This is a genomic window from Nonomuraea sp. NPDC001831 (assembly GCF_042892035.1).
GTDB lineage: Bacteria > Actinomycetota > Actinomycetes > Streptosporangiales > Streptosporangiaceae > Nonomuraea.
On the sequence record NZ_JBIATU010000029.1, the window covers coordinates 1 to 17,256 of the forward strand.

Genomic DNA, 17,256 nt, shown 5'->3' on the forward strand with positions numbered 1-17,256 from the left:
GGGCGGGCGCGGGGGGGGGGCGGCGCCGCGTCCCTCTGCGCGCCCGGGGGGGGGGGGGGGCCCGGCCCGGGGGGGGGGGGGCCCCCCCCCCCCCCCCCGGGGGGGGGGGGGGGGCCCCCCCCCCGCCGGGGGGCCTCACTTCGACAGGTAGAGGGTCTTCCAGGTGCCGGCGTACAGGCAGTTCAGGGACGGCTTGGCGCCCTTGCCCTCGGCGCAGACCTTCAGCTCGACCTGGTAGACGTCGTGGGACTCGAAGGAGAACCGCTTGACGGAGGTGGAGGAGCAGTTGCGGATGCTGCGCTCCTTGTTGGGCAGGTTGCTCCCGTCGCGGTAGGTGATGCGGAAGACCGCCCAGCCGCAGGCGGAGTCCTTGCGGGTGCGGTCGGTGAGCTTGCCGGAGATCCGCACCACGTCGGCGGTCGGCAGGTCGGCGTGGTCCTCGCCGGTCGCGCTCAGCGAGCCGGTGGCCTTGGCGGCCTGCCCAGGGGCGTAGTAGGGACCCCACGAAGCGGCCGAGGCGGCCTGGGCGGGGGAGGAGACGAGCGCGACCAGGGCTGCGGCGGCGACACCGGTCAGGACGGCGGCGGTACGGGAGGCGGTCATCGAGGGGTTCCTTCCTCTCTGGGATGACCACACAGTGCATTGGCCCGATTTCAACCGGCTTGCGGGGGCGCTTGCAAACTAGTTGTATTTGTACTGCCGCGTCGCGACCCGGTGGGAGCCGTTGTAGACCGACGCGCGGAACATGCTGATCGACTGGTCGCCGTGCTCGGCCTTGCCGCAGGTGTTGAGGCCGGCGAGCTGGTGGATCTCGTACCGGGCGGTCGGGTCGCCGGCCACGAAGTACTCGGCGCGCGCCTGGTACTCGTCGGCCCTGGTGTCGCAGGCGAAGACGTACGTGTCGCGCTCGTGGAAGCACACGCTCGCCCCGCCCTTGGTGTACGAGCACAGCTCCGAACGGCCCCGCGCGGCGGCCGGGGTGACGCCGGTGTCGCGCTTGACCGGGTATTTGGTGAGGTTGCGGACGGTCTTCCAACGGCCCACGCGGACGCGGTGGTTGCCCTCGTACACGGCGGCCCGGAACGTCACCGTCCTGCCGATCTCGCGGTTGCCGCGGATCTCGCCCTTGCCGCCCAGGTTGTGGATGACGTACTTGGTGCCCAGGTACTCGTTCAGGTGGTACTCGACGGCGGCGTGCAGCTTGTCGTTGCGGGTGTCCTCGACCCAGATGCCGGGCCGGTCGCTGCCGTCCGGGCCCACGCAGACCTCGGCGCCCTTGACCCGCATGCAGGCGGGCTCCGCCGTGGCGGCGGGGGTGGTCCGAGCGGGGGTGGTCAGAGCGGGGGTGGTCCGAGCGGGGGTGGTCAGAGCGGTGGTGGTCACCGGGGCCGGCTCCTGGGCGGCGGCGGCCGGGCGGGCCTCGCCGCGGGCCACGGCCCCTCCCGTGGTGAGCGCGGCGGCCGTCATCACGGCCATGGCAACGAGTTTGCGACCTGACGCCACTTCGGTCTCTCCAGTCTCGTGGATCACACACCGGGCTGTGCTTGAGTGTGACGCGGAAAATGCCGGAGTGGTTCGGAAATATGTGATTTGGGCCTTCGGTAGGTTGGACGGATGGCGGACCGGCATGCGTGACGAACGGCTGCGGGAGATCGCGGCGAAGCTGGCCGAGGTGCCCGGCGTGGTGGCGGTCGCGCTCGGCGGCAGCCGGGCCCGCGGCACGCACCGGCCGGACTCCGACATCGATCTGGGCCTGTACTACCGGGGGCCGCTCGCCGTCGGCGACCTGCGCGCCCTCGCCCAGGAGATGACCGGCGAGCCGACCGAGGTGACCGAGCCCGGCGGCTGGGGCCCGTGGGTCGACGGCGGCGGCTGGCTCACCGTCGAGGGGTGGCGGGTTGACTGGATCTACCGCGACCTCGACCGGGTGCGCCGCGTCTGGCGGGACTGCCGCGCCGGACGGTACGAGATCGGCGTCCAGCCGGGCCACCCGCTGGGCTTCTACTCCCACGCCTACGCGGGCGAGGTGGCGCTGTGCAAGGTGCTGGCCGACCCGTCCGGTGAGCTGGCGGCCCTGCGCGCCGAGACCGCCGCGTACCCGCCCGCGTTGCGCGAGGCGCTGGTCCAGGGATTGTGGGAGGCCGGCTTCTCGCTCACGATCGCCGAGTACGGCGCCGCCGGGCGCGACCCGGTGTACGCCGCCGGGGCGCTGTTCCGCGCGATCGGCGTCGCCTGCCACGCCCTGCACGCGGCCGACGGCGCCTGGCTGATCAACGAGAAGGGCATGGTCGCCGCCGCCGGCCGGCTGCCCTCGGCGCCCGCCGGGTTCGGCGAGCGGGCCCAGACGCTGCTCGCCTCCGTCGGCGGCACGCCGGAGGAGATCACCCGTACGGTGGCCGCCGCCGAACGGCTGGTCGCCGACGTGCGGGCCGCCTGCGGGATGTGATCAGGCGTCCTGCCTGGCCCTGGCGGGGGCCAGCGTGGTCAGCAGCAGCAGGAGCGCGCTCTGGGCGAGCATGCCGGGCGCGAGCGGCGGGGCCGGGCCGACGGACTTGGTCAGCGCGTACCACCATTGGGTGAGGGGCGAGAGGGTCTGCCAGGTGTCGGCGTAGCGCGGGTCGAAGGCGCCCATGCCATGGTTGGCCGAGATGTGCGCGTACACGCCGTAGGCCGAGGCGAGCAGCACCGCAAGCGCGATCCCGCGGACGACCTTGAGCGTGAGGGGCGAGGCGTCCAGGGCGAGCAGCACCAGCGCGGCCCCGAGCGCCAGCAGCGCCACCCAGGGGACGAACTGCTGCCAGGACTGCCAGTGGCGTTCGAAGGCCAGCTCCAGGCCGGCGCCCAGGATGCCCAGCGCGACCAGCCCGAAGAGCCCCAGGCGTACCGTGACGGCGCCGAGCCGTCCGATCTGAGTTTGCGCGTTCGTTGGAGGCACGGGCACCACGTTGTGCCCCCGGTCTCAGAGACGTCTCAGGAATAAATGAACGTTCAATGAGAATCGAGGGCGTCGGCGGATGCTCCGGACAAGCGTGACTTAAGGGATCATAGGGACGTGAGCGTACTCGCGGCCGTCTCCTCGGTGCTCGCCCTCGTCCTGAACGGGCTGATGGCGGGCGTGTTCTTCGCCTTCTCCACCTCCGTCATGCCCGGCCTGGACGCCCTGGGGGAGCCCGCGGGGCCGGAGGGCGCGGCGGCCGCCATGCGCAGCATGAACAGGAAGATCCTGAACCCCGGATTCCTGTCGACGTTCATGCTCGCGCCCGTGGCCTCGCTGCTGGCCGGCGTGTTCCTGCTGATCGGCGGGGACGGCGGGCCGGCCGTCCTGGCGTTCGCGGCGGCCGTCGTCTACTTCCTGGGCTCGATCGCCGTCACGGCCGCGATCAACGTGCCGATGAACAACGCCCTGGAGGCGGGCGAGCTGGCCTGGCAGGCGTACGCGCCGCGCTGGACCCGGTGGAACACGCTGCGCGGCTGGGCCTCCGCGCTGGCCGTCGCGCTGCTCGGCGTCGCCCTGTACGTCTGGGTCTGACCTGGCCGGATGCATCCCGATGGACGAGCACCGGGATGCGCATCCGCGCGACCGGATCACATGTTGATCATGTGGCCCGCGAGGCCGTGGATCGCCTCCTTGACCGCTTCGCCGAGCGTCGGGTGCGCGTGCACGTTGCGCGCGACCTCGTGCACGGTCAGGTCCCACTGCTGGGCCAGCGTGAGCTCCGGCAGCAGCTCGGTGACCTCGGGGCCGATCAGGTGGGCGCCGAGCAGCTCGCCGTGCGTGTTGTCGCTGATGATCTTGACGAACCCGGCGGTGTCGCCCAGGCCGTGGGCCTTGCCGTTGGCCGTGAAGGGGAACTTGGCCACCTTGACGTCGTAGCCCAGGTCGCGGGCCTGCGCCTCGGTGTAGCCGAAGCTGGCCACCTGCGGCTGGCAGTACGTGGCCCGCGGGATCATCACGTAGTCGAGCTCCATGGTCTCGGCGTCGGCGATGGTCTCGGCGGCGATGATGCCCATCGACTCGGCGGCGTGGGCCAGCATGAGCTTGGCGGTGACGTCGCCGATGGCGAAGATGTGGGGCACGTTCGTGCGGCAGCGGCCGTCGACGGCGATCGCGCCGCGCTCGGTGAGCTGCACGCCGGTCTTCTCCAGGCCGTAGCCGTCGACGCGCGGCTGGAAGCCGATGGCCTGCATGACCTTGTCGGCCTCGAGCACCTGGGTCTGGCCGTCGCGGGTGACGGTGACCTTGACCGAGCCGCCGGTGTCCTCGATGCCGTCGACGCGGGTCGAGGTCAGCACCTCGATGCCGAGTCGCTTGTAGCGCTTGGCCAGCTCGGCCGAGACCTCTTCGTCCTCCAGCGGCACGACCCGGTCGAGGAACTCCACGATCGTCACCTTGACGCCGTAGTTGTGCAGCACGTACGCGAACTCCACGCCGATCGCGCCCGCGCCCGCGATGATGATGCTGCGCGGCAGGTTCTCGGTGAGGATCTGCTCCTCGTACGTCACCACCCGCTCCGACAACTGCGTGCCCGGGATCAGCCTGGTGGTGGCCCCGGCCGCGATGATGCAGTGGTCGAACGTGATCGTCTCATCGTTGACCTGCAGGGTGTTGGCGTCGAGGAACGTGCCGCGCCCGTCGTACTCGGTGATGGCGTTCTTCTTCATCAGGTAGTGAACGCCCTTGACCCGGCCGTCGGCCACCTTGCGGCTGCGCTGGAAGGCCGCGCCGTAGTCGAAGCTCACCTCGCCGCTGATGCCGAACGTCTTGGCCTCGTTGTGGAAGATGTGGGCCAGCTCGGCGTTGCGCAGCAGCGCCTTGGACGGGATGCAGCCCACGTTCAGGCAGACGCCACCCCAGTACTTCTCCTCGATGACCGCGGTACGCAGCCCGAGCTGGGCGGCGCGGACGGCGGCCGTGTATCCTCCCGGACCCGCGCCGAGAACGACGACGTCATAGTGAGTGCTCATGACTCGGACCATACCGCCCGCCCCAGGTCACCCTTGACGCTAGACCTCCACCTTGTACGACAGCGTCAGCTCGTCGGCCGGGACGCCCCGGATCCCCCAGTTCACCTTGGGCATCTCGATGATCGTGATCTCCACATCCTCAGGGTCGTATCCCGACTTCTCGTAGATCGAGCGGATCAGCGCGCGCTTGGCGTCGTCGCTGCGTCCCGTGAAGCACACGACCTCGATGATCAGGTAGTTCGCGCTGCGCCCCGGGCAGACGAAGTCGTCGGCGTCCAGCAGCAGGAACCGGTGGAACCGCTTCTCCTCGGGCACGCCCCACGCGCTGACCAGGCACGACTGCAGCAGATCGGAGATCTCACGCTGCCGTCCGGCCCACACGTCACGACGCCCGTAAACCTTCACTTGTGCCATGTCGGCAATATAGGGGGCGTGATCCGCGTACTCCTCGCCGACGACGAGGCCATGATCCGGGCCGGGGTCAAGGCGATCCTCGACTCCGACCCGTCCCTGGAGGTGGTCGCCGAGGCAGGCGACGGCAGACAGGCCGTCGACCTGGCCATCGGCCACCGTCCCGACGTCGCGCTGCTCGACATCCGCATGCCGCGCCTCGACGGCCTGGCCGCCGCGGCCGAGCTGCGCCGCGTCGCGCCCGCCACCGCCGTGGTGATGTTGACCACGTTCGGCGAGGACGACTACATCGCCAGGGCGCTGGAGGTGGGGGCCGCCGGGTTCCTGCTGAAGTCCGGCGACCCGCGCGAGCTGATCGCCGGCATCCACGCGGTCGCCGACGGCGCGGCGTACCTGTCGCCCAAGGTGGCCCAGCGCGTGATCGCCCAGCTCGGCGGCGGCCGGATGGCCCGCGAGGCCGAGGCCCGCGACCGCGCCGGCGTGCTCACCGATCGCGAGCGGGAGGTCCTCGCCCTGCTCGGCGCGGGCCTGTCGAACGCGGAGATCGCCAAGCGGCTGCACATCGTGGAGGGCACCGTGAAGGCGTACGTGAGCACGATCCTGACCCGCCTCGACGTGCGCAACCGCGTCCAGGCCGCGATCATCGCCCACGAGGCGGGATTGGTAGCCTGACCCGTGATGTATCGCCTCGTGTTCACGCAGGTCTTGCGGCGTTTCGACGCCGAGGCCGTGCACCGTCTCACCGTCAAGGGCCTGGCCGTGCTCGCCCGGCTGCCCCTGCTCAAGCGGCTGCTCCACCGAGCGTTCGCCCCGCACGACCCGGTCCTGCGGGTGACCGCGTTCGGCGTGCACTTCCCCGGCCCGTTCGGCCTGGCCGCCGGGTTCGACAAGGACGCGGCCTGCGCCGAGGCGATCGCCGCGCTCGGCTTCGGCCACGTCGAGGTCGGCACCATCACCGCGCACGCCCAGCCCGGCAACCCGCAGCCGCGCCTGTTCCGGCTGGTGGGGGAGCGGGCGGTGATCAACCGGATGGGCTTCAACAACTCCGGCGCCCGCGCCGCCGCCCGGCGGCTGCGCCGTACGCGCGGGGTGCCGGTCGTGGTCGGGGTGAACATCGGCAAGACCAAGGTGGTGCCGGAGTCCGAGGCGGTGGCCGACTACGTGACCGGCGCCAGGGAGCTGGCCCCGCTGGCCGACTACCTGGTGGTCAACGTCAGCTCGCCCAACACGCCCGGCCTGCGCAACCTCCAGGCGGTCGAGCTGCTGCGCCCGCTGCTGGTCGCGGTCAAGGAGGTCGCCGACGCGACGCCGCGCCGCACGCCGCTGCTGGTGAAGATCGCCCCCGACCTGGCCGACGAAGACGTCGACGCGGTCGCCGACCTGGCCGTGGAGCTGGGCCTCGACGGCATCATCGCGACCAACACCACCATCCGGCACGGCGGCGAGACCGGCGGCCTGTCCGGGCGTCCGCTCAAGGGGCGCTCGCTGGAGGTGCTGCGCCGGCTGCGCGCCAAGGTCGGCGACCGCCTCACGCTGGTCTCCGTGGGCGGCGTCGAGGACGTCGACGACGTCTGGGAGCGCCTGCTGGCCGGGGCCACCCTGGTCCAGGGGTACACCGGCTGGATCTACGGCGGCCCGCTGTGGGCCGCCCGCATCCACCGGCAGCTCGCCCGCCGGGTCCGCCGCCACGGTCTGTCCTCCGTCACCGAGGCGATCGGCCGCACCGCCTAGGGCCCCTATCGTGGAATCGTGATCAATGCCGAGGTGAAGCTCACCGACGACGTCGTCATGCGCCCCGTCGCCAGGTCCGACGCGCGGGCGCTGGCCGACGCCTACCGCCGCAACCGCGAGTTCCTGCGCCCCTGGGAGCCCCGCAGGCCGGCCGACTTCTTCACCACCGCGGGCCAGGCCGCACGCCTCGAACGACTGGCCGAGGACCGTGCGGCCGGCTTCGTCATGCCGTGGGTGCTCACGGACGGCGACCGCGTCGTGGGCCGGATGAACCTGAACAGCATCATCCGGGGCGCCGCCCAGAGCGCGTCGCTGGGCTACTGGGTGGACGCCGCGTACAACGGGCGGGGGCTGGCCACCAAGGCGGTGCTGGAGGCATGCCGGGCCGCCGACGAGGACCTGAGCCTGCACCGGGTGGAGGCCGGCACGCTCCCGCACAACAAGGCCTCGCAGGCGGTCCTGCGCAAGGCGGGCTTCGAGGAGTACGGCCTGGCCCCCCGCGCCGTCAGCATCGACGGCGAGTGGCAGGACCACGTGCTGTTCCAGCGCATACTCAACGACCGCCCCGCGCCCATGTGACCGACGGTCAGACGCTCGGCCTGGTCGATTCCGCGTCGTGCGTCATGGCGTCGATGCGCTCCATCACCTCGTTCACCTTCACGCCGCTCGGCCGGTGCGGACGCCGCCGCTGCCACGGGTGCGGGCCCGCCGTCGGCCGGTACTCCACGCCGATCGCGTCGAGCCGCCGCAGGTGCCGCTCCAGCCGCTCGGCGAACCCGTCGCCGCCCGAGCCGGCCCAGGCGACCTCCGCCAGCGCGCACGACCGCGGCCAGAGCCGGTAGTCGACGGTCCGGGGGTCGGGCACGCGCTCGGTCCAGAGCTGGGCCTGCACGCCCATGACGCGCGCCCGCTCCTCGTCGGTCCAGTCGGCGGGGGCCGGGTCGAACGCGGCCACGTCGGCCACCGTGGTGGTGTCGCCGATGGCCATCGGCTCGTCGGCGGAGGCCGCCTCGGCGTAGTCGAAGTAGAGCGGGAACACCGGGGTGGCGACCACCTCGTGGCCGGCCGCGGCGGCGCGCCGCCCGACGCCCATGCCGCGCCACGGCATGACGACGGTGTCCTGGCGCAGCCCGCCGCTGACGAACGCCTCGTCCCACACCACGGCCCGCGCGCCGCGCTCGGCGAGGGCGTCGGCCAGCGCGCGCAGGAACCACGCCTGCAGGTCGGGCACCGTGGACAGCCCCAGCGACTCGCGGTAGGCCGTGATCTGGGCCGACTGCGCCCAGTGGTCGAGCACGACCTCGTCCCCGCCGATGTGGAAGAAGGGCACCTCGCCCAGCGCGCCGATGATCTCGTCGAAGATCGTGATCAGGAACTCGACGGTCGGCGGCAGCGGCGACAGGATCGCCGGCGAGATGCCCCACCGGTCGAGCACGTCGTAGGGCTCGCCGGTGGCGCCGAGCGCCGGGTAGGCGGCCAGGATCGCCGAGGCGTGCCCCGGCACGTCGATCTCGGGCACCACCGTGACGAACCTGGACCGCGCGTACGCGCCGATCTCGGCCAGGTCCTCCAGCGTGTAGTAGCCGCCGTGCGGGATGTCGTCGTACGCCTCCGGCTCCCGGTAGTAGTTGGTGGCCGTGCGCGGCCGGTGCGAGGAGACCTCGTGCAGCAGCGGGTACGCCCGGCTCTCCACCCGCCAGCCCTGGTCGTCGACCAGGTGGAGGTGCAGCCGGTTCAGCTTGTGCACGGCCATCAGGTCGATCAGCCGGAGCACCTCCCGCTTGGGGGAGAAATGCCGGGCCACGTCGAGGTGCAGCCCACGCCAGGCGAACCGCGGCGCGTCCTCGATCCGCACCCCGGGCACCGGCCACGACGCGCCGTCGGCGAACCGGTAGGAGGCGTCCGGCAGCAACTGGTGCAACGACTGCGCGGCGTAGAACGCGCCCGCCGCCCCGCCGGCGACGATCTCGATCCCACGCGACCCGGTGGTCAGCCGGTAGGCCTCCGCGCCGAGCGCGGGATCCTGGCGTACCTCGATCTCGCCGGAGTCTCCCGGGCGCAGGTCGAGGAGGGGCAGCGCGCGACGTACCGCGTCCGCGTACGGACCGGCGACGGTCGCGCCCGAGGTCAGCTCGAAGGAGCCGGAAAGATCACTGAGCAGCTCTGGGCGAGGAATCATGCTTCGAGATAGTGCTGCATCCCGTTCGCGAGTGCCAAGGCGATCCGCTGCCTGAACTTCGGGTCCTGGAACTTGGCCGCGTCGACGGCGTTGCGCATGTTGCCGCACTCGACGAGGACCTTCGGCACGGTCGAGAGGTTGAGCCCGCCGATGTCGTTGCGGAAGTTCAGCGCCTTGCTGCCGATGTAGTTGGAGTAGGGGATGCCGGTGCCCTTGAGGTAGGCGTCGCGTACGTCGATCCCCAGCTTGGTCGAGGCGCCCACGACCTTGTCGACCGGCCCGTTGATCTTCTTCGGGAGGATCACGTGGAACCCCCGGTGCGAGGGGTTGTCCGAGCCGTCGCCGTGGACCGAGATCGCGGCGTCGGCATGGGCCTTGTTGCCGATCGCGGCCCGCTGGTCGATGCACGGGCCGACGCCGTCGTTGTCCGGCCTGGTCAGCTTGACGGTCGCGCCGCGCTGCTTGAGGATCTTCGCCATGCGGTTGGAGACGTCCCAGGTGAAGGCGGCCTCGCTGTAACCGCTCTTCGTGGCCGTGCCGGTCGTGTCGCAGGCCTTCATCTGGGTCAGCACGTTGACCTTGCGGTTGATCTCGGCCGGATGGCGGTAGTTGGCGCCGTTGTGCCCGGGGTCGATGACGATGACCTTGCCGACGAGCGGTTTGGCGCCGGGCGGCGCCTGCTTCGCCGTGGCCGTCTCCGTCGTCCCGTCCTGGACGGACGCCTTACTGGGCCCTTGGGCGGTGGAGGGGGCCTGACCTGCCGCGGCGCCACCAGGCTCGGTGCCGCCGCACGCGGAGGCGATCAGGCCGCAGGCGGCGAGGACGGTGGCTGGTAGAGCACGCATGGGCTCCAACTTACGTGAAGCCACGCGTTCAGGCCCGTATCAACAGCAATCCTGCGAGTCGGCACGCGACCCTGCCGAAGTGCCGGATCGGGACCGCTGCGACGGTCCGTCTGGCGGTTTCGCCGTCCGCTTCACCACACGTGCTCGCCAACCTCCTGCCGTTCGAGCAGGGCGGCCAGCTCCCGCGCGTCCTCGGCGTCGAGGCCGAGGACGACGCGGGGGCGGCCCCACGGATGGTCGAGGGAATGCGCCACGTAGCTGGCGACGGACTCGGCGCCGACGTCGGTGCCCCGCCCCCTGCCCGCGCGCCAGTGCCCCCAGGCGCGTTCGAGCTCGGCCGCCGCGCGCTGGGCGCAGGACACCAGTTCTGGATCACGCATGACTGTCCCCCGGATCAGATCGTGACCGAACCAGATTCGGCCACAATTAGCATGACCCTGACGAGTAAACCGCCGTCCGGCGACGTTGCCGTACGGCTTGACCCAGGCTTTGGTCGGGCTTGCCGACGAGAGACCTGCGCATTGGCCCGCCGTGCCATTGCGGCGCCCGGTAAAGGCCCGCAACGGCAGCGCAACCGGCAGATATCCCCTCAGGCGGGTCCTGTGCTGCGGCGCACGACCAGCTCGGGTTGGATCTCGCGCAGCCGGGCGCCCTTGGCCGGCTCGCCTATCCTGTCGCTCAGCAACGCGGCCGCCGACCTGCCCATGGCGCGGCGCGGCTGGTCGACCGAGGTGAGCGAGATGTGCCGTGAGGCCGACAGGTGGGTGTTGTCGTAGCCGACCACGGACAGGTCCTCCGGCACCCGCAGCCCCAGCTCGGCCGCGGCGGCCAGCACGCCCAGCGCCACCACGTCGTTGGCCGCGAACACGGCCGTCGGCCGCGGGTCGCGGGTCAGCAGGGCGATCGCCGCCTCGCGGCCGCCCTCCTCGGTCGCGTCCGCCGCCTCGACCATGATGTACGGGGCCAGCGAATGCCTGCGCATCGCCACGAGGTAGCCCTCGCAGCGCGAGGACCGGGGGCCCTCGATGTGCGCGATCCGCTTGTGCCCGAAGTTCACCAGATGGTCGATGGCCAGCCGGGCGCCGAGCTGGTCGTCGTCGACCACGATGTCGACGCCGTCGAGCTCGATGTCACGTTCCCCCACGACGACGGTCGGGGTGTAGGCGGTGGCCTCGATCAGCGTCTCGCTGGTCGGCGCGATGCCTAAGAGCACCAGCCCGTCGACCCGGAGCTCCAGGAAGGCCTCGACGGCCTCGTCCTCGAACGCCGGGTCCCACTGGCTGTTCCCGATCAGCATGCGCAGCCCGTCGCCGTGCAGGCTCTCCTGCAGGCCGTCGAGGAACTCGGCGTAGAACGGGTTGTGCAGGTCGGCGACGAGCGCCCCGACCAGATGGGTACGTCCTTCCACCAGGCTGCGCGCGACGGCGTTCGGCCGGTAGCCGAGCTCGCGCGCCGCCTGGAGCACTGCCTGCCGCCGGTGCTCGCTCACGTGCGGGGATCCGCGCAGCACGAGTGAGACCAGCGACTTCGAGACGCCGGCTCGCTCGGCGACGTTGCGGATGGTGGGTCGTGGCCGAGGCAATGGGTCTACCTCGCGGAGCTCGGCGATGGTTGAAGTGTTGACGGGCGGTCCTGACATGTGTCTCCCCCGCGATGCGGATATGGGCACCTGTCTCACCAAACGATCGAGTAAGCCGCAGGGTACGGCTTCGGGTTAGGGAAGCCTGATATTGACCCATTCGCCACACGTCCGCTATTGGGCACGTCGTCGGATACTGTGCAGGTGTGACACCCGGGAAGTCAGCCGAGACGGCACGCCCCGCACGCCGAAGGCTGAGCGTGGACCGCCGTCGCGAGGAGCTCATGGCGGCCGCGCTGGAGCTGTTCAGCACCCGTGACGCCGAGGACGTCTCGATCGACGACGTCGCCTCCGCGGCAGGCGCCTCGCGGGCGCTCGTCTACCACTACTTCGGCGGCAAGCAGGAGCTCTACGTGGCCGCGCTGAGGAGCGCGGCCGAGCAGCTGGAGTCGCGGTTGCGCCCGGCCGAGGGCGGCAGGCCGCTCGACGAGCTGGCCGCGGGCCTCGGGCGTTACTTCGACTTCGTCGAGGAGCACGCCGCCGGCTTCGCCGCGCTGCTGCGCGGGGGGCCCGCCAACCGGGCGGGCGAGGTGGGGGAGATCGTCGACGGCGTGCGCCGGAGGCTGTTCCGCCTCATCCAGAAGCAGATGCGCGTCGAGGAGCCGAGCCCGGTGCTGCGCACCACGCTGCGCTCGTGGATCGCCTCCGTGGAGACGGCCGGTCTCGACTGGCTGGAGCACCGCGACGTCGAGCGGCCGATCCTGGAGAAGATGCTCGTCGACCACATGGTGGCCCTGCTGGGCGTGGCCGCCGCCTACGACGGCGAGGTCGGCGAGCTGCTCGACGTGCTCACCGGCGAGCAACTGGCGTAGCGGGGGAAGAGTGGCGCCGGGCGGGCGACGCCAACTTCCCCGTGCGACGTCACGTCGGTGGACCGGGCAAGCGTACCTGGTCCACCCTCAACCCCCCTGAGGTTCGTGACGACCCTTTGCGAACTACTCGGAACGCTGCTGTGGAATGCCCGCCAGCAGTGCGCGAACCTCGGTCTCCCGGTAACGCCGATGACCGCCGAGGGTACGAATCGACGTCAACTTGCCCGCCTTGGCCCACCGCGTAACGGTCTTGGGGTCGACCCTGAACATGGTCGCGACCTCAGCGGGCGTGAGCAGTGGCTCGGCCTCGGGTGTACGAGCTGACATTTGTGCGGCCTCTCCTCCGTGTGGACCGGCTTAGCGATCCTGTGACTGCCTTTGCGCGTGTCACGGATGTCCCCCTATGGCGCAGAGCGTGCGGCTTTTCTGAGCCATATGCGGCATCACCCGATGTGACCATACCGCCACGCAGAGCGATTGGCGAGCCCTTCTTTGACCCAACTGCCCGCCCCTATGGCGATGTCACGCTCGGTGATTCTAGCGACACGGTTCGTGGTATCGCAGTGAAAACGGCAAACTACTCAGTTCGCAGAAGAGAGCAGCCGCGAGACGTGACCTACTCATGCAGGTCAGACGGTTGTTTTGGGAATCAGTTGGCGGATTCCAGCTGTTGCATTGACTTCCACCGAAGGATGACGCGCTGGTACATGGCATAGGCAAGTTCTTCTTGACCCGTGTCCAGACCGGTCAAAGCGGCCGAAAGCTCAGCAACCGACTGGTCGGCCTGGAGGGCGTCGTCGTTCATCAGGTGGACCAGGCCGCCGTAGTCGAGCTCGACCAGCGAGTGCGGGTGGAACTCCTCCAGCCAGCGCGCGATGTCCTCCACGTCGAAGTTGGACGACGCGTCGCCGAGGTGCCGGCGCATCACGTTGAGTGCGCGGGCCGCCCGCCTCCTGGCCTGGGCCATGGAGGTGACGTAGATGAGGTTACGGCCCGTAGTGGTCGTCACGTCCTGTCCCGGGGTGGAGGAGCCGAGCACCAGCCAGCGCTCGTTCCCATCAAACGGCACGAACCACGATGGCGGCACATGCCACGCCGTGGTGCGAATGTGCGTACGCAAGGCGGACGAACCGGCCCGGCGCTTGAACCGGTCGAAGTCGTCGGCCGTCTGCTCGGCGATGGCCTTCGGCACGAGCCGGTCCATCAGCTTCACGGGAGTGGCGCCACGAAGCCGTGAGAAGGCCAGCCACGACCGCAGACGCGTCTGCCAGGGACATACGTACAAACGGTCCTCAACGCGCCGCAGATAGGCATTGGGGCTCTCCTGGGCGGGAACGGGCTGAGGGGGCATGCCGAGCAGGCGCATGACCGACTCGCTGTGCTCCGCGTTGAGCGCGTTCGCCCGGCGCGGACGGTCGCGTGAGTCGGCGTAGTCGGCCCACAGCTTGCGCTCGGACTCGGCGAACGCGGTCAGTGGCTCATAGACGCGGAGGTAGGCGGCATAGGGCAGCACGGAGGCATCGTGTCACGAAGAGCACCTGCGCGCACCGTCGGGCTCACTAGTCTGAGAGTGACCTCCGCCGCGAAGGAGCGGTGGACCGGACAGGGAGTCACTACCGTGACCGACGTCTTCGGCACGTCCCACAAGGACGTCCACGAGCAGGTCGTCTTCTGCGCCGACGAGCAGAGCGGCCTGCGTGCGATCATCGCCGTCCACAGCACGGCCCTCGGGCCCGCGCTCGGCGGCACCAGGTTCTATCCGTACGAGAACGAGCAGGCGGCCCTGGCCGACGTGCTCAACCTGGCCAGGGGCATGTCCTACAAGAACGCCCTGGCCGGCCTCGACCTCGGCGGCGGCAAGGCCGTCATCATCGGCGACCCGGCCAAGGTCAAGAGCGAGGCGCTGCTGCGCGCCTACGGCAGGTTCGTCGAGTCGCTGGGCGGGCGCTACATCACCGCCTGCGACGTCGGCACCTTCAGCGAGGACATGGACGTCGTCGCCCGCGAGTCCCGCCACGTCACCGGCCGCACCCTGGCCCACGGCGGCGCCGGCGATTCCTCCGTCCTGACCTCGTTCGGCGTCTTCCAGGGCATGCGCGCCTCGGCCGAACGGGTCTTCGGCACGCCGTCGCTGCACGGCAGGCGGGTCGGCGTCGAGGGGGTCGGGAAGGTGGGCCACCGCCTGGTCGACCTCCTGCGCGAGGACGGCGCCGAGGTCGTGATCTGCGACGTCGATCCGCGGGCCGTCGAGCGGGTGCGCCAGCGGCATCCGGAGGTCGAGGTGGTCGCCGACGCCCAGGCGCTCACCACGTCCGACATCGACGTCTTCGCGCCGTGCGCGCTGGGCGGCGCGCTCGACGACGCCACGGTGGCCGGTCTGCGGGCGAAGATCGTCTGCGGCGCGGCCAACAACCAGCTCGCGCATCCCGGCGTCGAGAAGCAGCTGGCCGACCGCGGGATCCTGTACGCGCCCGACTACGTCGTCAACTCCGGCGGCGTCATCCAGGTCGCCGACGAGATCGAGGGCTTCAGCATGGACCGGGCCAGGGCGAAGGCGGCCCAGATCTACGACACGACCCTGAAGATCTTCGGGATCGCGGCGGACGAGGGCGTCCCGCCGGCTGTGGCAGCGGATAGGCTAGCCGAGCGCAGAATGTCGGAAGTCGGGCGTATTGGGGCCATTTGGCTGGGCCACTGACGCCCCACGCCCATACGACGTACCGAGCTGGGCACAAAACAGGTACGGTAATAGGCGAACGATAGGCTGACGTCCAAAGTCAGGCGGCGTCAGTGTGTGGTGCGTTAGCGACGAGGGGTCGGGGACGACCCCACACGAGGGGGTCGAGCCAATGGGGCGCGGCCGAGCAAAGGCCAAGCAGGTCAAGGTTGCTCGCCAGCTGAAGTACAACAGCGGTGGCACGGATCTTGACCGTCTGCGCGACGAACTCGGGGTCGGAGACTCCAGCAATGACGACGCCGACGACCTCAACGATGAGCTGGCGGATCGCTATGCCGATTACGCCGATGACTACGGCTCCGGGGACGACGAAGACGGCCGTCCTTCGGGTCGCCGATAGCCGTTCTTCAGAGTGACGTGGCCGAGGATCCGGCATGTGCCGGATCCTCGTTCATGAGCGTCGAGCCCCACGGGCAACCGTGGGGCTTTCGTCACGCTTGCGTGCGGTCGAGAAAGCCCGCGACCAGCGGTGCGATCTCGGGGAGCTTGTCCTCCAGGGCGAAGTGCCCAGTGTCCAGCACGTGCAGCTCGGCGTCCGGCAGGTCCCGCAGGTAGGCGTGCGCGCCCGGCTCCGGGAAGAAGGCGTCGTTGCGGCCCCACACGATCAGCGTGGGCGGCCGGTGGCGGCGCAGCCATGCCTGCCAGTCGGCGTAGAGCGCGAGGTTGGAGCGGTAGTCGAGCGCCAGCGCGAGCTGGGCTTCCCGGCGTCCGGGCAGGTCGAGGAAGTGCTGGTCCAGGGTCCATCCGTCGGGTGCGACGGCTGAGACGTCCGACGCGCCGCCCTCGTACTGGCCGCGCGTGACGGGCAGGGTGAACAGGTCGCCCAGGTTCTCCGCGGGCGCGTGGATCGTGGTGCGCGCCAGCTCCGACAGGCCCTCGTCGTAGGCGTTGGCGTTCTGGACGATCAGGCCGGCGATCCATTCGGGGTGCCGGGTGGCCAGGCGGAAGCCGACGGGGCCGCCGAAGTCGAAGGCGTACCAGACGAAGCGGTCGAGCCCGATCTTGCGCACGAAACCCTCGACCACGTCGGCCAGGCGGTCGAAGGAGTAGACGAAGTCGCCGGGGGCCTCGGTGTGGCCGAAGCCGGGGTAGTCCGGCGCGATCAGGCGGTAGCGGGCGCCCAGGGCGTCCATCAGGCGCCTGTACTGGTGGGAGGCCGAGGGGAAGCCGTGCAGCAGGAGCACGGGGATGCCGTCGCGCGGGCCCGCCTCCCGGTAGAACACCTGGACGCCTTCCACGTCCACGAAACCGTGGCGGATCTGCGGGATCTCCATGCCTAATGCCTTTCTCGCGCAATGATGCGTTAGTTATAACGGGCAGGCTTCTAACGCGTCAAGGGGGAGATGTAGCATTAGAACTCATGGAGTTCCTCATCGGTGAGCCGCTCGCGCTGGACCTGGTGAACACCCGGGCCCAGGACTTCGACGTCCTCGACACGCCCGAGGTGTTCGGGAACTGGCTCGATCGTCAGGCGGGCCGGCTGGCGTCCGTCCGGGGGCCGTTCACGGCGGACGATCTCGGCGTGCTCCGGGGCTTGCGGGCGCACGTGGCGGCGGCGGTCGAGGCCGTGCGCCGGGGCGAGCGGCCGCCCGGCGAGGCGGTCGCGGCGATCAACGACGCGATGCGCGCCGCGCCGGCGTACGGGCGTCTGGACGTCACGGACGGCGGGCTCACCAAGGGCGCGCACAGGGACGGCGACCGGCTCGCCCGCCTGCTCGCGCAGCTCGCCGAGGCCGCGGCCGACCTGCTCACCGATCCGGCGGCGAGCCGGATCAGGGCCTGTGAGGGCCCCCGGTGCCGCATGATCTTCCTGCCCGCCCACCCCCGGCGGCGCTGGTGCTCACCGGAGCTGTGCGGCAACCGGGTGCGCGTCGCCCGCCACTACCAGCGGCACAGGACCGGCTGAACGGGGGCCGGCGTCGAGCCGGCCCCCGTCG

21 protein-coding genes are annotated in these 17,256 nt (G+C 70.6%); 9 read left to right on the top strand and 12 right to left on the bottom strand.

The genetic code is table 11. The features are described from left to right. Nucleotides 1–135 precede the first annotated feature (135 nt). A complete protein-coding gene (locus tag ACFYYW_RS47220; RefSeq protein ID WP_387660673.1) occupies nucleotides 136–603 on the bottom strand; it encodes a hypothetical protein in 468 nt (155 codons plus the stop codon). Between the two features lie 78 nt (nucleotides 604–681). Continuing rightward, a complete protein-coding gene (locus ACFYYW_RS47225; RefSeq protein ID WP_387660675.1) occupies nucleotides 682–1,476 on the bottom strand; it encodes a hypothetical protein in 795 nt (264 codons plus the stop codon). A 151-nt stretch (nucleotides 1,477–1,627) separates the two neighbouring features. Here ACFYYW_RS47225 and ACFYYW_RS47230 point away from each other — a divergent pair, with 151 nt between their 5' ends. Further along, nucleotides 1,628–2,446 carry a nucleotidyltransferase family protein gene (locus tag ACFYYW_RS47230; RefSeq protein WP_387660677.1) on the top strand — a complete coding sequence of 273 codons (819 nt, stop codon included), beginning with the start codon at nucleotides 1,628–1,630 and terminating at the stop codon, nucleotides 2,444–2,446. Here ACFYYW_RS47230 and ACFYYW_RS47235 read toward each other — a convergent pair whose 3' ends face one another. Then, nucleotides 2,447–2,935 (bottom strand): hypothetical protein, encoded by a 489-nt coding sequence (locus tag ACFYYW_RS47235; protein WP_352320436.1) that lies wholly within the window; start codon nucleotides 2,933–2,935, stop codon nucleotides 2,447–2,449. Nucleotides 2,936–3,052: 117 nt separating this feature from the next. Between ACFYYW_RS47235 and ACFYYW_RS47240 the strand changes: the two genes are divergently transcribed. After that, nucleotides 3,053–3,529 carry a DUF1772 domain-containing protein gene (locus tag ACFYYW_RS47240; protein ID WP_387660680.1) on the top strand — a complete coding sequence of 159 codons (477 nt, stop codon included), beginning with the start codon at nucleotides 3,053–3,055 and terminating at the stop codon, nucleotides 3,527–3,529. Nucleotides 3,530–3,585: 56 nt separating this feature from the next. Here the strand turns inward: ACFYYW_RS47240 and lpdA are convergent, their stop codons facing one another. Both lpdA and ACFYYW_RS47250 read right to left on the bottom strand, forming a co-directional pair. Next, the gene (lpdA, locus tag ACFYYW_RS47245; RefSeq protein WP_387660683.1) at nucleotides 3,586–4,965 is read right to left on the bottom strand and encodes a dihydrolipoyl dehydrogenase; all 1,380 of its coding nucleotides are present in this window, start codon (nucleotides 4,963–4,965) and stop codon (nucleotides 3,586–3,588) included. A gap of 39 nt (nucleotides 4,966–5,004) precedes the next feature. Next, entirely contained in the window at nucleotides 5,005–5,379 is a 375-nt protein-coding gene (locus ACFYYW_RS47250; RefSeq protein ID WP_387660686.1) for a tautomerase family protein, read from the bottom strand. Between the two features lie 18 nt (nucleotides 5,380–5,397). Between ACFYYW_RS47250 and ACFYYW_RS47255 the strand changes: the two genes are divergently transcribed. Genes ACFYYW_RS47255 through ACFYYW_RS47265 form a run of 3 tightly spaced genes read left to right on the top strand, consistent with a single transcriptional unit; the run spans nucleotide 5,398 to nucleotide 7,686 of the window. Beyond that, nucleotides 5,398–6,048 (top strand): response regulator, encoded by a 651-nt coding sequence (locus tag ACFYYW_RS47255; RefSeq protein ID WP_387660689.1) that lies wholly within the window; start codon nucleotides 5,398–5,400, stop codon nucleotides 6,046–6,048. A 6-nt stretch (nucleotides 6,049–6,054) separates the two neighbouring features. Continuing rightward, entirely contained in the window at nucleotides 6,055–7,107 is a 1,053-nt protein-coding gene (locus ACFYYW_RS47260) for a quinone-dependent dihydroorotate dehydrogenase (protein ID WP_358301940.1), read from the top strand. An 18-nt stretch (nucleotides 7,108–7,125) separates the two neighbouring features. Further along, nucleotides 7,126–7,686, top strand: coding sequence for a GNAT family N-acetyltransferase (locus ACFYYW_RS47265; RefSeq protein ID WP_387660693.1), 561 nt, complete (start codon nucleotides 7,126–7,128; stop codon nucleotides 7,684–7,686). Nucleotides 7,687–7,693: 7 nt separating this feature from the next. Here the strand turns inward: ACFYYW_RS47265 and ACFYYW_RS47270 are convergent, their stop codons facing one another. The 4 genes from ACFYYW_RS47270 to ACFYYW_RS47285 form a co-directional block, all read right to left on the bottom strand. After that, nucleotides 7,694–9,286: a beta-N-acetylhexosaminidase gene (locus ACFYYW_RS47270; protein ID WP_387660696.1), complete on the bottom strand. Its 1,593-nt coding sequence runs from the start codon at nucleotides 9,284–9,286 to the stop codon at nucleotides 7,694–7,696. Next, entirely contained in the window at nucleotides 9,283–10,131 is an 849-nt protein-coding gene (locus ACFYYW_RS47275; protein WP_387660699.1) for an N-acetylmuramoyl-L-alanine amidase, read from the bottom strand. Before ACFYYW_RS47275 ends, ACFYYW_RS47270 begins: the two co-directional genes overlap by 4 nt. 131 nt (nucleotides 10,132–10,262) lie before the next feature. After that, on the bottom strand, nucleotides 10,263–10,511 hold the full coding sequence (locus tag ACFYYW_RS47280) for a hypothetical protein (RefSeq protein WP_125645653.1): 249 nt from the start codon (nucleotides 10,509–10,511) through the stop codon (nucleotides 10,263–10,265). A 209-nt stretch (nucleotides 10,512–10,720) separates the two neighbouring features. After that, nucleotides 10,721–11,713, bottom strand: coding sequence for a LacI family DNA-binding transcriptional regulator (locus ACFYYW_RS47285; protein ID WP_352320452.1), 993 nt, complete (start codon nucleotides 11,711–11,713; stop codon nucleotides 10,721–10,723). A 257-nt stretch (nucleotides 11,714–11,970) separates the two neighbouring features. On the opposite strand from ACFYYW_RS47285, the gene ACFYYW_RS47290 reads away from it, so the two are divergent. Then, nucleotides 11,971–12,582: a TetR/AcrR family transcriptional regulator gene (locus ACFYYW_RS47290; RefSeq protein WP_352320454.1), complete on the top strand. Its 612-nt coding sequence runs from the start codon at nucleotides 11,971–11,973 to the stop codon at nucleotides 12,580–12,582. A gap of 123 nt (nucleotides 12,583–12,705) precedes the next feature. On the opposite strand, the gene bldC is transcribed toward ACFYYW_RS47290, so the two are convergent. Continuing rightward, nucleotides 12,706–12,909, bottom strand: a complete 204-nt coding sequence (bldC, locus tag ACFYYW_RS47295) for a developmental transcriptional regulator BldC (RefSeq protein WP_013133571.1) — start codon at nucleotides 12,907–12,909, stop codon at nucleotides 12,706–12,708. Between the two features lie 322 nt (nucleotides 12,910–13,231). Beyond that, nucleotides 13,232–14,095 carry a hypothetical protein gene (locus ACFYYW_RS47300; RefSeq protein WP_352320456.1) on the bottom strand — a complete coding sequence of 288 codons (864 nt, stop codon included), beginning with the start codon at nucleotides 14,093–14,095 and terminating at the stop codon, nucleotides 13,232–13,234. A 105-nt stretch (nucleotides 14,096–14,200) separates the two neighbouring features. Here ACFYYW_RS47300 and ACFYYW_RS47305 point away from each other — a divergent pair, with 105 nt between their 5' ends. Both ACFYYW_RS47305 and ACFYYW_RS47310 read left to right on the top strand, forming a co-directional pair. Then, nucleotides 14,201–15,280 (top strand): Leu/Phe/Val dehydrogenase, encoded by a 1,080-nt coding sequence (locus tag ACFYYW_RS47305; RefSeq protein WP_387660704.1) that lies wholly within the window; start codon nucleotides 14,201–14,203, stop codon nucleotides 15,278–15,280. Nucleotides 15,281–15,431: 151 nt separating this feature from the next. Continuing rightward, on the top strand, nucleotides 15,432–15,659 hold the full coding sequence (locus tag ACFYYW_RS47310) for a DUF3073 domain-containing protein (RefSeq protein WP_352320460.1): 228 nt from the start codon (nucleotides 15,432–15,434) through the stop codon (nucleotides 15,657–15,659). Between the two features lie 91 nt (nucleotides 15,660–15,750). Here the strand turns inward: ACFYYW_RS47310 and ACFYYW_RS47315 are convergent, their stop codons facing one another. Next, nucleotides 15,751–16,593 carry an alpha/beta fold hydrolase gene (locus tag ACFYYW_RS47315; protein ID WP_387660707.1) on the bottom strand — a complete coding sequence of 281 codons (843 nt, stop codon included), beginning with the start codon at nucleotides 16,591–16,593 and terminating at the stop codon, nucleotides 15,751–15,753. Nucleotides 16,594–16,679: 86 nt separating this feature from the next. On the opposite strand from ACFYYW_RS47315, the gene ACFYYW_RS47320 reads away from it, so the two are divergent. After that, the gene (locus tag ACFYYW_RS47320) at nucleotides 16,680–17,225 is read left to right on the top strand and encodes a CGNR zinc finger domain-containing protein (RefSeq protein ID WP_387660710.1); all 546 of its coding nucleotides are present in this window, start codon (nucleotides 16,680–16,682) and stop codon (nucleotides 17,223–17,225) included. Nucleotides 17,226–17,256 lie beyond the last annotated feature (31 nt).